This window comes from Candidatus Nitrospira neomarina (assembly GCF_032051675.1).
In the GTDB taxonomy this organism is placed as follows: domain Bacteria; phylum Nitrospirota; class Nitrospiria; order Nitrospirales; family UBA8639; genus Nitrospira_E; species Nitrospira_E neomarina.
Genome location: NZ_CP116968.1, coordinates 966,189 through 979,987, shown reverse-complemented (window position 1 = coordinate 979,987; position 13,799 = coordinate 966,189). Strand labels below are relative to the sequence as shown.

Genomic DNA, 13,799 nt, shown 5'->3' with positions numbered 1-13,799 from the left:
ACCAGTGCTATCCTCCACAAAACTAGCCGCCCTTCTCCCCTCAAAAAAATTTGGCGATACCCTTTATATTTTTGATGAATTAGATTCAACCAATGCGTTTGCAGTGGAAAAAGCCAAGACCCAAGCACTTTCTGGAACTGTCATTCTGGCCGACAGACAAATCGCGGGACGAGGTCGATTAGATCGGTCTTGGTTTTCCCCAGGCAAGTCCAATATTTACGGATCTCTCCTTTTTGTCCATGAGACACCCATTCAATATTTAGGATGGGTTCCTCTCATGGCCGGAGTGGCCATTGCCCAGGCACTGGAACAACAGACATCTATGCGTATCGATCTAAAGTGGCCCAATGACTTATTAATTGGAGGACGTAAATTGGGTGGCATTTTATGTGATTCCTTTCGGAATCCAAAACACCATTTCTGCGTGGTAATCGGATTTGGGATTAACGTAAACCTCACGCCATCGGAATTTCCTTCAGAACTTCAAACGAGCGCGACTTCTCTGCAGATCCATTGTCATTGTGCTGTGGACAGAGAAGAGCTCATCATGAAGGTGATCGCATCACTGGAAAAAAACTGGGAAAACCTGAGGGCCAACGGGCCTCTGTCTTATCTTGTGGAATACACACATTGGTGTGTCACCATTGGACAAACAATTCAGGTTCGGTTTCCTGATGGAAGCCAACTCCAGGGGCTGGCTCATTCCATAGGAGAAGATGGCCAACTCCGACTCATTCCTTCCCCTTCGGACTCAAACGATCAATCAGCTAGAATGCGAGATATTCATTCCGGCGAAATCCTTCATCTTCGCACAACCGCCTAACCATGACCCATCTTTGAATAACTGCTACAAGGAGTGACCTTTTTTTATGCTTTTAGCCATCGACATTGGAAACTCACAAATTGTCTGTGGGGTTTTCCAGGACAGCAACCTGATCTCACACTGGCGCTTATCCACCGACCATTCCAAGACTCCTGATGAATATAGCATCATTCTTCGTTCCCTCCTTCAATTTCATAAAATCCTGCCAGAAGACATCTCAGGCTGTATTGTCACTAGTGTGGTCCCCCCTCTCACACATATTTTCGACATGTTGGCCCAATCATTATTCGGACAACAACCTTTAATCGTCACTAGCGCATGTCCTCATGGTCTCCTCCTCCGGTACAGTAATCCAGAGGAAATCGGAACAGACCGTCTCGTCAATGCGGCTGCAGCATTTGCCCGGTATCGACGATATCTGATTATTGTGGATTTTGGGACCGCGACCACATTTTGTATCGTCACTCAACAAGGCGAGTACCTAGGTGGAACCATTGCCCCTGGCTTAAAAAGCGCAGCAGATACCCTACACACCAAAACAGCAAAGCTTCCAAAAGTTGAATTGGTTATCCCGGCATCCGTGATTGGCAAAGATACGACTTCCAGTATCCAGGCAGGAATCATGTATGGATATGCTGGATTGGTTGATGAAATCGTGAGGAGAATTCAACAGGAAATCGGAGAATCCCCACTTGTCATCGCGACTGGCGGGTTGGCCCAAACAATTGTTCCCATTTCGCACACTATTCAGGAGGTTAGGCCCAACCTCACATTAGAAGGCTTAAAGCTTCTCTATGATCGCATGAATCATTCCTGTGGATAACTTATTCCGGATTCTAATTACTTTAGCTTAACCAAAAATCATAAGAAATTTAAGAAGATGGGTTGACTTGCCAGATGAAGTGACTATCTAACTTGCCATAAGCAATTTGAAATGTCTCTCTCTTCTTACTGGTCATTTATGACGCAACAATCGGGAAAAGGTAAAACCATGTCCTCAACAGAGGAAACTACTGGAGAAGTGACTACAGAAGAAGTCAGTCCTCAAGAACATTCGACCGGGGACACATCAGAAAGTGCTTCTGAAAATGGCGGAACGCCAGAAGAAGAACTTCAAATTTTTCAAGATAAATATTTGCGCCTGGCCGCAGAATTTGAAAACTACAAACGCCGGGCCCAGCGGGATCAGAACGATTCTATTCGATTTGGCAATGAATCATTATTGAAAAATTTACTTCCTATTATTGATAACCTTGAGCGAGCCATTCAATGCGCGAAAGATGCAGGAACGAGTGGCCCATTACTAGAGGGGGTAGAGCTTACCCACAAACAATTTCTTGAAACCGTGGGCAAAGTTGGCGTTCGACAACTAAGCACCACAGGAAACTCCTTTGATCCTGCTATTCATCAAGCAGTGACCCAGGTGGAATCGGAAAACATGGAGCCGAACACGGTCATCGAGGAATTTCAAAAAGGATATTTATTGCACGATCGCATTTTACGTCCGGCTATGGTAAGCGTGGCGAAAGAAAAATCAGAACTGACAGAACCTGGTTCGACTGAAGAATCCGGTGAAGAGGGAGGAATACACGTATGAGCAAAATTATTGGAATCGACTTAGGAACAACAAATTCTTGCGTGGCCGTCATGAGCGGTGGAGACCCAACGGTCATTGCCAATTCAGAAGGCGGACGAACCACCCCTTCGGTGGTGGCTTTGACCGATAAGGACGAACGATTGGTCGGACAGATTGCCAAACGGCAAGCCATAACCAATCCGGAAAACACTATTTATTCGGTGAAACGTTTGATGGGAAGAAAGTATTCTTCTTCCGAGGTCAAAAATGCCTCAAACCGGCTATCCTATAAAACGGCCGAAGGTGCTAATGGGGATGCCCACGTCATCATTCGAGGGAAAAGTTATAGTCCGGCAGAAGTTTCAGCCATGATCCTTCAGAAAATGAAGCAAACCGCTGAAGATTATTTAGGAGAAAAAGTGACGGATGCTGTCATTACGGTCCCAGCCTATTTTGATGATAGCCAACGCCAGGCTACCAAGGACGCAGGGAAGATCGCGGGCCTAAATGTCTTGCGCATTATTAATGAGCCGACTGCAGCATCACTCGCCTATGGACTCGACAAGAAAAAAGATGAACGTATCGCGGTCTACGATCTCGGTGGTGGAACCTTTGACGTTTCCATTCTGGAAATCGGAGAAGGAGTCTTTGAAGTCAAATCCACAAATGGTGATACCTTTTTGGGCGGAGACGACTTTGATCTTCGGGTCATGGATTGGTTGGTTGAAGAATTTAAAAAAGATCAAGGAATCGATTTACGGAATGATCGAATGGCCCTGCAACGACTGAAAGAAGCAGCCGAACGGGCAAAAATCGAGCTTTCCTCCTCCCAAGAAACCGAAATAAACTTACCCTTTATCACCGCCGATGCCAGTGGACCAAAACATTTGGTACTTAAACTCACCAGGTCAAAATACGAGCAATTGGTGAATGATTTAATTGAGCGAACAATCGAACCTTGCAAAAAAGCTCTTGCCGATGCTGATATGACCACCAGCGACATCAATGAAATTGTCTTGGTCGGTGGAATGACTCGGATGCCGAAAGTGATTGAACGAGTTAAGCAATTCTTTGGAAAGGAACCCCACCGTGGAGTGAATCCTGATGAAGTCGTGGCAATCGGTGCGGCCATTCAGGGTGGAGTCCTCAAGGGAGATGTGAAGGATGTCCTGTTATTGGATGTCACCCCGCTTTCACTCGGCATCGAAACCTTGGGGGGAATCTTCACGAAACTCATCGAACGCAACACCACCATCCCCACCAAAAAGAGTCAAATTTTTTCAACCGCCGCCGACAATCAAACTGCCGTAACCATCAGAGTCTTCCAAGGTGAGCGGGAAATGGCCAATGACAATAAACTATTGGGACAGTTTGATTTAGTGGGTCTTCCGATGGCACCAAGGGGTGTTCCGCAAGTTGAAGTCACATTTGATATCGACGCTAATGGCATTGTGCATGTCTCTGCCAAAGATATGGCCACGCAAAAAGAACAATCAATCAAGATCACGGCATCTAGCGGATTAAGTAAGGAAGAAGTTGAGCGTTTGGTTAAGGAAGCTCAAAGTCATACCGAAGAAGACAAAAAGAAACGGGAATTGGTCGAAGTCAAGAATCAAGCCGATACCCTTATTTATAGTACAGAAAAGAATTTGAGCGAACATGGAGACAAGATTGAGGAAACGGAAAAGTCCAATATCACCGAGGCGGTAGACGCACTTCGTAAAGCTATGGAGGGAACGGACCTCGAAGCGATTAAAACCGCCATGCAAAACCTCACCACCGCCTCTCATAAATTAGCAGAGGAAATGTACAAAAAGGCTTCTACGGATGCCTCTGCCAGCGGCTCTGGACCAGAAGACGGCCCTGGGACCACTGGCGGTGAAAGCGCTGGCAGTGAGGAAAAAGTTGTAGATGCAGAATTTGAAGAAGTTGATAAAGGCAAAAATTAAAAACTTTTGAACAGATTGATGCACATAGGCATACATTATTCCACCTTTGGAAAACGCTGATGGCACAGACCCAAAAACGAGATTATTATGAAATTCTCGGGGTGGACCGCAATGCCTCGGAAGAAGACATTAAAAAAGGCTTTAGAAAACTTGCCAGGCAACATCACCCGGACTTGCATGCTGACCCCGTTCAGAAAAAAGCGGCTGAGGAAAAGTTTAAGGAAGCCGGGGAAGCCTATGAAGTGCTCAGCGATCCAGATCGCCGAAGAAAATATGACATGTTTGGTCATGCAGCGGCTGGTCAGGGAGGAGGAGCCGATGGATTCGGGTTTGGAGGTGGCGGCTTCGGAGATATGTTTGGGGATATCTTTGAAGACTTTTTCGGTGGAGGCAGAGGGCATAATCGAGCCGAACAGGGCAATGATCTTCAATATAACTTAGAAATTTCCTTTGAAGAGGCCATTAACGGCAAGGAAGCCAAACTCAAAATTCCTCGTTGGGAAGTCTGTGAAACCTGCCATGGAACTGGCGCGAAATCCGATCAAGCCGTCAAACCCTGTTCCGCATGCCGTGGGGCGGGGCAAATACGGTTACAACAGGGGTTTTTCACCATTAATCGAACCTGTGGACAATGCCAGGGGTCAGGTCAAGTCATTGCTGATCCGTGCAAGACATGTAGAGGACAAAGACGCGTTCACAAGGAACGGCTTTTAGCAGTCACCATTCCAGCTGGGGTCGAATCCGGCATGAGACTTCGACTTTCCCATGAAGGCGAACATGGCATGAATGGCGGACCTCCTGGAGATTTGTATGTGGCGCTCAATGTCCGGCCTCATCCCCACTTTCAACGGAAAGGCCAAGAGATCCTCTATGATCTTCGGTTGGATTTTGTAACAGCGACACTTGGGGGAAAAGTCGAAGTGCCTACATTAAGTGGAACCACCATGGTAAAAATCCCTGGAGGGACCCAACACGATCAAATTCTCCGCCTCAAAGGGTTGGGCGCTCCTGGGCTTAAGTCCCAAACTCGTGGCGATCAACTGATTCGGACGAAAATTCAAATTCCTACAAAACTGACTCCAAAACAACACGAACTCCTTTCCGCCTATGCGGAGGAGTGCGGAATATCTACGGACACGCAAGGAGAAGGCCTGTTCGATAAAGTTAAAAACATGTTTGATTAACCTGCCTCTTTTGCTGCCTCTCCCTCCTCACGGAAACAGATGCCCGTCTTTTTCATCCATTCAACCCAGGTTGATGATGAAAGAATCACGATCTCCGATCCCTTATTCAGCCATCTTTCAAAAAGCTTACGAATGAGACCTGGAGACCAGCTGATTCTTAATGATGAACGAAATTGTCGATACCATACAACAATTCTTCAAATAACCAAGCAGGCTATCTACTCAACGGTTCTGAGTATTCAGGAATCCCCGCTCTCATCCACTACCCCTATCACCCTGGCACAAGCAATTTTAAAAGGAGAGAAAATGGCCTGGGTCATACAAAAAGCCACCGAACTCGGGGTTCATGCGCTTGTACCACTGATTACCGAAAGAGTCATTCCACGAGTGTCTCCATCACATGCAACGAATTATCAGGAACGATGGGATCGTATTGCTTTGGAAGCGGCACAGCAAAGTGAGCGATGGAGCGTCCCAAAGATTCTTCCCATACAGACCTTTCAGGATTTTCTTCGGCAGAAAAATAAAGGGATACAAATCATGTTGGCCGAGAGGCAGGAGAAGGCTTCACTATCGACCATAGCCTTACCATCTGATGATCCAAACGGCATTTCGGTGTTCATCGGCCCAGAAGGAGGTTGGACGAAGGAGGAACGAGAGATAGCCAAAAACCTGAATGTGGTTTTTGCCACGTTGGGACAGGGAATTTTACGAGCAGAAACAGCCAGCCTGGCTTCATTAGTCATTCTACAGGCCAGACTCAAGTATCTGTGAGGAATAAAGCAGAGACGCCCAGGACTAGGGATGAGATGGAGAAGAATTCAAACGAATGATCGTCCCATGGTCTCCCACAGCAAACCCATTAGAAAGTTCAAGGAATGATTGAGCATACAGGGTTTCAGAGTTTAGGGGTTCGATTTCCTGCCATGTAAAGCCGGAGTCATTAGTCTCTAAAATGGTCCCCCGCTCACCAACAATTCGACCAACCAGTGGGTTTATAAAACTAATATTCACCAAATCGGCGGGTTTAATGCATGGACTTCCACAGGGTCGAGTGTGATCAACCCATACTTCGCCTCCATTCAGCGTTTGGAACATAGTTCCCTGCGTCCCAACAACCCATCCAGCCACATTATCCGTAAACACAATATCAAAAAATGTGGCGGGATTATTGGTGGTCTGAAGCCCCCAACTCTTTCCCCCGTCAGTAGTCGCCAAGATGACACCAAGGGCACCAACGGCCCAACCATGTTTTTCATTAATAAAATGAACGCCAAAGAGATCTGCTGTCGTCCCACTGACCTGATCTGCCCAGCTCTCTCCCCCGTCTTCAGTGTGTAAAATGACACCACGGGAACCGACCACCCATCCATGTTCAGGTGTAAGAAAATCAGCCGCGTAGAGCGTTCCATTTGTCCCACTCTCCTGCGGGACCCACTTTTTTCCACCATCTCCAGAATGCAATATGGTTCCGTTTTGTCCAAGAATCCATCCGTGCGTTGCATCCGCAAAAGTCACCGCAGTTAATAGCGCATTGGTGCGTCGAGGGCTCGAATTCCAGGTAGCTCCACCGTCGTCGGTGTGAAGAATCGTTCCTCCTGCTCCAACGATCCATCCCTTCCTGGCATTCAGAAAATGCACACCAAGAAAGGTTACCTTGGTAGGACTGGTCTGGAGTGTGAGAGCAGACGGAGTGTTTTGAGGAAAGGTTAGCTGAGGGTTCACAACTAAGCCTATACCAGCAAGAACTCCCAACATACACAGACCTTTCACCATTCGATTCCACACATGGCGATTTTTCATTAGATCATGGTTTCCAATTATGCCGGAATTCATTACTGTGCTCGCCCTTTTTCATTCCAATAGTCTTTGTCAGGAAGCCCTCGCTGTAAAATCGTAAATGGCCCCCCCACGATAGTAACATACTTTTTTGGCGTACAGCATTCGCCGGTATCGAGCATATCCCATGAACCTCGCTTCAAAATCAGTTCCCCTTTAGTGACGTCAGGCTCAAAACCTTCGGGATTTCCAAAACCAAAGGCCGGACGGCGAGGGACACGGATCCTAATCTCCGTATCGGTCCATGATTCGACATGTGTTGCAATGCCGTTCACCAGCACCTCACTGCGAGACACATCCTGTCCTAATCTATAGTTATGCCAGTCATGGGCATCCTGATTAAGAGATAAACGAGTGGCTTCGGAGATTTTCAGAAAATCACCAAATCCCTTCCCAGTAATAGTCACGACTTCATCCAAGCCGGCTTCTTTGGGGGAATAGGAGTGAATTTCCGGTTGAACAACAGTAAAATCTCCGGCCTTTAATGTCACAATCTCTTGTCTGTCACAACAGGTGCCATCATTTTTAGGAGTAGCTCCTCCACGTTTCACAATCACCGGCCCGCTTTTTGCGCTGAATGGCACCCATACATCGATTTGTTCATCAAGCCAACGGTGAATGACAGCCGGCACTCCCCCGATCTCTACCCCGTTGCCCCCGGAAAGAAAATCAAAGGCATAGGCAGTGCCGCCGGCTTCTGAATACACACCAAAATTTTTCCCCTTAATCGTCACGAGTGTCCCAATTGGTCCTTGAGGGGGGGTCATTCCTGATATCTGACTAGTCAATATGGTAAATGTTCCAATCTCCCGCTCCTTCCCTTCTCGATGGAGCATCAGTGAACCTGATTTGGCATTCAGCGGCACATGGGCCACGATGGTTCGATCGGACCACTGCGCAATGATCGCAGGCTTTCCCCCAAAATATATTCGTCCATCCTCAGGTCGGCTTTCTCCAAATCCCTGACCCGACAGTATGACCTTACTCCCGATTGGGCCCTCAGTAGGATCAAAGGCAATAGAAGGAATTATGGTCAAAGGGACGGCATTACTGACCGCATACTCAACAGGAGCACAACATGATCCATCCGGTAGTGGGTCGCTTGACGCTAAGCGCACTTCCACATCCCCGGACTTGGCATTTGCCGGAATGAGAACTTCAATTTTGGTAGGCCGCCACCGTCGCACCTCCGCCCGAATCCCATTGATGATGACTTGATTGACCCCGAACATGGTATTGGGATCACGAGACCCAGCCGTATTGCCGAAATGTTCACCAACAATCGTGAGCAGGGAACCCGCTTCGGCTTTCGCAGGATTCAAGCTGTCAATACGAACATTGGTAACAGAAAAAATTCCGGCTTCTCTTTTGGCCGATCCGTTGATAACCATAACCGGACCGGAACGAGCCTCCAAAGGCACCTTAACCAGAATGAAATCAGGTTCCCAGGATTGAATGAGCGCCGAGACGCCCTGAAATTCCACTCGATTAGCCTGCGTATTTTGGAATTCGCCAAACCCTTCCCCACTAATGGTCACTGTCGTGCCCGGAGGTCCATCGGAAGGGAATAATTCAGCATGGGCCACAGATGAAAAAAGAAAAAAACCTAAGGCAACGCTCATGAGAGTTCGAACTCGTTTCATAGGTAACAAACCTTGCTTATTGATTCAAAAAATGAATGAGGTATAAACAATGGACTTCTTCATTAAATCGAACTGGGAAGAGGAGCCAACCCAACTTCGTGGCTACCAACACAGGGGATGGAACCAAGTCAGAGCGGGTGTCCAAAATGACTATATCAAGCGATCTTTTCATGCGTCAATTTAGAGATCCTGTACAGGCAGAAAGATGACTTTCACAGCCATTTCCTATCATAAGATTTTCAGCAAAACTCGTCGTTTACCAAATGTCATTTTAGGACCAAACCAAAGGGGAGTGAAAAAGTCCCACGCCACATTTGTAAAGATCTCCCGACACTCCTACAGGCGGTCTTTCGATTTGAACAAGCCAAAATAAGAAAACATCGCTAAACCAACTCAGATATCGAGCCATAGCAACCCCTGAAGCTCACTTGAAGCGGCAACAGGACCCAGGGGAGTCAATCCTTACAAAAGCAGGAGCCGGGGTTGCACATGCTGAAGGAATGATTAAGGAATACGAACCGGCTTAAGGGTGAGACACTTGAACGATCAATTCAAGCTCAATTGAAGCATGAAGAGGTAATTCGAATGCCCCAAGAGCCAATCTGGCATGACGCCCGGCATCTCCAAACAGGTTGACCAACAAATCAGAAGCCCCGTTTATCACCGCAGGTTGATCCACAAAACCTTCCACGGACGCGACATGCCCCGTCAGACGCACCACCTGTTTGAGACAGGCGTGATCTCCCATCATCTCTTGAAGGATGGCTAACCCATTTAGCATGGCTAATTGAGCAGCGGCAGCTCCTTCCTTTACGGTCAACTCTCGCCCGAGTTTTCCAGGGTGCACAATTAAGCCGTCACGAAAAGGCAGCACTCCACTCACAAAGATTAAGTCTCCTGCCTGACGAGCCGGAACATATGACCCGACAGGACAAGGTGCCGCAGGCAGCTTTAATCCCAGTCGGCTCAGTGCTTCATGAACATCCATAGCAGATAATACACAAACACTCACTTACGAAGCACGTTTACTAATCGATCGTCGTTGATACAGGTCTACCGCCTTATTATGATCCGCTAATGTGACAGAAAATTGATGGCTCCCATCGTTCCGTGCCACAAAATAGACAAAATCGGTTGTGGTAGGATAGAGCGCAGCATGAATTGCAGCCAAACCCGGATTGGCAATGGGTCCTGGAGGAAGGCCGCGTACCTTGTAGGTGTTGTAGGGGCTATCTACCGACAGATCGGCTTTGCGAATATTTCCATCAAACGATTCGAGGGCGTAGATGACGGTGGGATCGCTCTGCAAGGGAATGCCCAGCCGGAGACGATTATGAAATACTCCGGAAACCAAGGGTCGTTCGGCTGCCAGCCCCGTTTCCTTTTCCACCACGGAGGCTAGGGTCAATACCTCTTGAAGAGTCATGCCCATGACCATTGCCCGGTCTTTGAATTCTGGAATCATCACATCATGAAACCGATGAACAAATGTTCGAATGATGGATTCTGGCGGAGTAAAGCGAGCAATATGGTAAGTATCAGGAAAAAGATAACCCTCTAATGTAGGGGCCTGGATATTCAGGCTCTGAATAAATACCGGGTCATGGCTTAATCGAAAAATATCCTGCTTGAGGGCAAGACGTTTTTGATCCAGGATGTCCGCAATTTGTGCAACGGTATAGCCTTCGGGAATAGTAATGGCATATTGATAGACCTCACCTTTCACAAGTTTGTGCAGTAATTCGGTGGGTTGCATTCCCGCATCCAGTTCATATTCGCCTGGAATGATATTTCGATCGACCCGCTGCGCACGCCCCAAAAGAGTAAAAAACCATTCTGATCCAATAAGGTGATGGTGCTCGAGAATGTGGGAAACCTGTGTAAAAGGAGTACCAGGTGGGATTTCGACAAGAACCGGTTGGATTGATCCACCCATGGGTTGATTCATCCACACAAAACCAGCCATGACCAGAACTACCACCGTTAAAAGACTAACTACGGTCCGGCGAACAAGGATCACGTCACGAGGTCCCCTTTCCTACTGCTCCCCGTCGGTCCATGTGGGGGGACAATGCAGCCACATCATCATGCTGAGGGAGTTTACTCCTCCTTCAATGTACCTATGTGTGAGGCAACATAGTCATATACACTCCGCAAGGCCTCATCTAACTGTTCTGGTTGATTACCACCAGCCTGAGCCATATCTGGTCGGCCGCCTCCAGACCCCCCAACGAGTTGAGCCACATGGTGAGCGACTTTTCCTGCGGGGATTTTGTGGGCCTGTTCTTTGGCCACAATCACCAATAACGAAACTTTTCCTTCTTTGACCGACCCCAAAACCAAGAGACCGGAAGGCACTTTGTGCCGGAGCTTATCAGAGAAGGTTCGCAATTCTTGGATAGTCAAACCATCGATCCGCTGGGTAAGGATCGGCATTCCACCTATGTCCCGAATCGACGCTTCCTGACCAGCACCTTGCTGATCAAGCAATTTTTGTTTCGCACGCTCTAATTCGCGTTCGGTATCACGGAGGGTTCCAACAAGTTTCCTGACTTTTTCAACGACTTCATTGGGCCCGGCTTTCAGCACGGCCGCCAATTCTCGCCATTCGGCTTCCTGATGTTGAGTTTGGGCCACAGCCCCCTCGCCCGTGAGTGCCTCAATACGCCGGACACCTGCCGCAATACCTCCTTCGGACACGATACGAAACAGACCGACATCGCCTGTTCGAGCACAATGTGTTCCCCCGCACAATTCCTGACTAAACGAACCCATTTCTACAACCCGAACCTGTTCCCCATACTTATCGCCAAAAAAAGCCAGAGCTCCTCGACTCAAAGCATCCTGAATTTCCATTTCTTCAACCTTTATAGACAGGTTCTGACGGATTTGTTCGTTCACCAGTCCTTCGATTTCTTCAATATTTCTGGGGGTCAATCCTTTGAAATGTGAAAAATCAAACCGCAATCGATTGGGGGCCACCAAAGATCCATGTTGCTTCACATGAGGACCTAAAATTTCCCGCAATGCGGCATGAAGAAGATGGGTCGCCGTATGATTTCGTGCCGCACTCTGCCGTAAATGACCCTGTACCGTGGCGGTGAGAACATCGCCAACGTGAACAGATCCTTCAATGACCTGGCCCTTGTGGAGAAACCACCCCTTTGCCAGCTTTGTGGTATCATGGACGACAATTCTGGCCGATGGGCCCACCAACGTTCCTTGATCCCCGACCTGCCCCCCACCTTCGGGATAAAAAGGCGTAGTATCCAGGACACACTCCACCGTCTCCCCTTGCTTGGCTTCCTTAATGACATGCTCGTCCTTCACCAAGGCGAGTAGCTTCCCTTTATTTTCCTGACTGGCATAACCCACAAATTTAGTCAAAGGGAACTGCCCGAGAGCATTCACCAGGTCGCTCCGAGAATCCGCCTGGCTAAATCTGGCAGTTTTTCTGGCTCGATCACGTTGGGCCTCTAGCGCTTGCTCATAACCGATATGATCGACTTCCAACCCTTCTTCTCGTGCAGCATCTTCCACCAAATCAAGGGGGAATCCGTAGGTATCATACAACTTAAAAACCGCTTCCCCTCCTAAGATTTGGCTCCCCTGTTGCTTGGCTTCCTCCAGGATTTGGTTAAGGAGAGGCAAGGCCTGCTCTAAGGTTCCAATAAAGCGTGTTTCCTCCCCCTGCACAATCTCAGAAACCGTATCTTTCATCAAACGAAGGTCCGGATACACCGAATCCATGAGATCAACCACGGAGGATACGAGGTCATATAAAAATTCTCGCTCCACCCCCAATAACCGGCCATGCCGTGAGGCTCGACGCATAATCCGTCGCAGGACATAGCCACGCCCCTCATTCGATGGCAACACCCCTTCGGTGATTAAAAAGGTCATCGCCCGCAGATGGTCCGCAATCACCCGCATCGACCGGTCAGCCGTTGGAGAGATACCATACACCTGTCCGGTACTCTTCCCTATGCGTTCCAAAATAGGGCTGAACACATCGCTATCATAATTTGACGCCACTCCCTGGGTCACCGCCGCCAACCGCTCTAACCCCATTCCCGTGTCAATACTGGGCCTGGGTAGAGGATTGAGCGTGCCCACAGAATCCCGATCAAATTGCATAAACACTAAATTCCAAATCTCGAGATATCGATCACAGTCACACCCAACGGCACAGGTCGAACGCCCACATCCGAATGCCTCACCCTGATCGATGAGAATTTCGCTGCAAGGACCACAGGGACCCGTCTCTCCCATTTGCCAAAAATTGTCCTTTTCACCCAGACGAACAAGGCGACTCTCTGGAATCCCCAGTCGTGTATGCCATAGATCATAGGCTTCCTGATCCTCACGAAACACGGTCACCCACAATCGATCAGCCGGCAGTCCGGCAATTTGAGTGAGAAATTCCCACCCAAACGCAATCGCTTCCTCTTTAAAATAATCTCCAAAGGAAAAATTGCCCAGCATTTCAAAAAAGGTGTGATGGCGGCGGGTAAAACCTACATTCTCCAAATCATTATGTTTTCCCCCTGCCCGCAGACATTTTTGAATGGAAACAGCCCGGCTATAGGGTCGGGATTCCTCACCCAAGAACACACTTTTAAATTGATTCATACCCGCGTTGGTAAACAGGAGAGTAGGATCTGCTTGCGGAATGAGCGGCCCGCTGGGCACCACCGTATGCCCACGGCTCGAGAAGTACTTTACAAACGCCTGCCGAAGTTCAAGTGATGTTGCAATCATATCAATGATGTTCGCTCAAGATGA

At 48.2% G+C, this 13,799-nt stretch carries 11 protein-coding genes; 6 read left to right on the top strand and 5 right to left on the bottom strand.

Annotated features, from left to right (window positions below; all coding sequences use genetic code 11):
• Nucleotides 1-4: 4 nt before the first annotated feature.
• The 6 genes from PQG83_RS04370 to PQG83_RS04345 all read left to right on the top strand — a co-directional run bounded on the left by PQG83_RS04370 (nucleotide 5) and on the right by PQG83_RS04345 (nucleotide 6,306).
• The gene (locus PQG83_RS04370) at nucleotides 5-823 is read left to right on the top strand and encodes a biotin--[acetyl-CoA-carboxylase] ligase (RefSeq protein WP_312747218.1); all 819 of its coding nucleotides are present in this window, start codon (nucleotides 5-7) and stop codon (nucleotides 821-823) included.
• A gap of 46 nt (nucleotides 824-869) precedes the next feature.
• Complete coding sequence (locus PQG83_RS04365) at nucleotides 870-1,646, top strand: type III pantothenate kinase (protein ID WP_312747215.1); 777 nt, start codon at nucleotides 870-872, stop codon at nucleotides 1,644-1,646.
• A gap of 111 nt (nucleotides 1,647-1,757) precedes the next feature.
• Nucleotides 1,758-2,420, top strand: a complete 663-nt coding sequence (grpE, locus tag PQG83_RS04360) for a nucleotide exchange factor GrpE (protein ID WP_312747212.1) — start codon at nucleotides 1,758-1,760, stop codon at nucleotides 2,418-2,420.
• Entirely contained in the window at nucleotides 2,417-4,348 is a 1,932-nt protein-coding gene (dnaK, locus tag PQG83_RS04355) for a molecular chaperone DnaK (RefSeq protein WP_312747209.1), read from the top strand. The genes grpE and dnaK overlap by 4 nt, the downstream gene beginning before the upstream one ends.
• A gap of 59 nt (nucleotides 4,349-4,407) precedes the next feature.
• Entirely contained in the window at nucleotides 4,408-5,532 is a 1,125-nt protein-coding gene (dnaJ, locus tag PQG83_RS04350) for a molecular chaperone DnaJ (RefSeq protein ID WP_312747206.1), read from the top strand.
• A gap of 39 nt (nucleotides 5,533-5,571) precedes the next feature.
• Complete coding sequence (locus PQG83_RS04345) at nucleotides 5,572-6,306, top strand: 16S rRNA (uracil(1498)-N(3))-methyltransferase (protein ID WP_312747204.1); 735 nt, start codon at nucleotides 5,572-5,574, stop codon at nucleotides 6,304-6,306.
• A gap of 24 nt (nucleotides 6,307-6,330) precedes the next feature.
• Here the strand turns inward: PQG83_RS04345 and PQG83_RS04340 are convergent, their stop codons facing one another.
• From PQG83_RS04340 to alaS, 5 genes are all read right to left on the bottom strand, one after another.
• Nucleotides 6,331-7,368: a WD40/YVTN/BNR-like repeat-containing protein gene (locus PQG83_RS04340; RefSeq protein ID WP_312747201.1), complete on the bottom strand. Its 1,038-nt coding sequence runs from the start codon at nucleotides 7,366-7,368 to the stop codon at nucleotides 6,331-6,333.
• Complete coding sequence (locus PQG83_RS04335) at nucleotides 7,368-9,014, bottom strand: IPT/TIG domain-containing protein (protein WP_312747196.1); 1,647 nt, start codon at nucleotides 9,012-9,014, stop codon at nucleotides 7,368-7,370. Before PQG83_RS04335 ends, PQG83_RS04340 begins: the two co-directional genes overlap by 1 nt.
• Nucleotides 9,015-9,537: 523 nt before the next feature.
• The gene (locus PQG83_RS04330) at nucleotides 9,538-10,026 is read right to left on the bottom strand and encodes a RidA family protein (protein WP_312747193.1); all 489 of its coding nucleotides are present in this window, start codon (nucleotides 10,024-10,026) and stop codon (nucleotides 9,538-9,540) included.
• A complete protein-coding gene (gene mltG, locus PQG83_RS04325; protein ID WP_312747190.1) occupies nucleotides 10,027-11,034 on the bottom strand; it encodes an endolytic transglycosylase MltG in 1,008 nt (335 codons plus the stop codon).
• Nucleotides 11,035-11,114: 80 nt separating this feature from the next.
• Nucleotides 11,115-13,775, bottom strand: a complete 2,661-nt coding sequence (gene alaS, locus PQG83_RS04320) for an alanine--tRNA ligase (protein ID WP_312747187.1) — start codon at nucleotides 13,773-13,775, stop codon at nucleotides 11,115-11,117.
• Nucleotides 13,776-13,799: the final 24 nt, after the last annotated feature.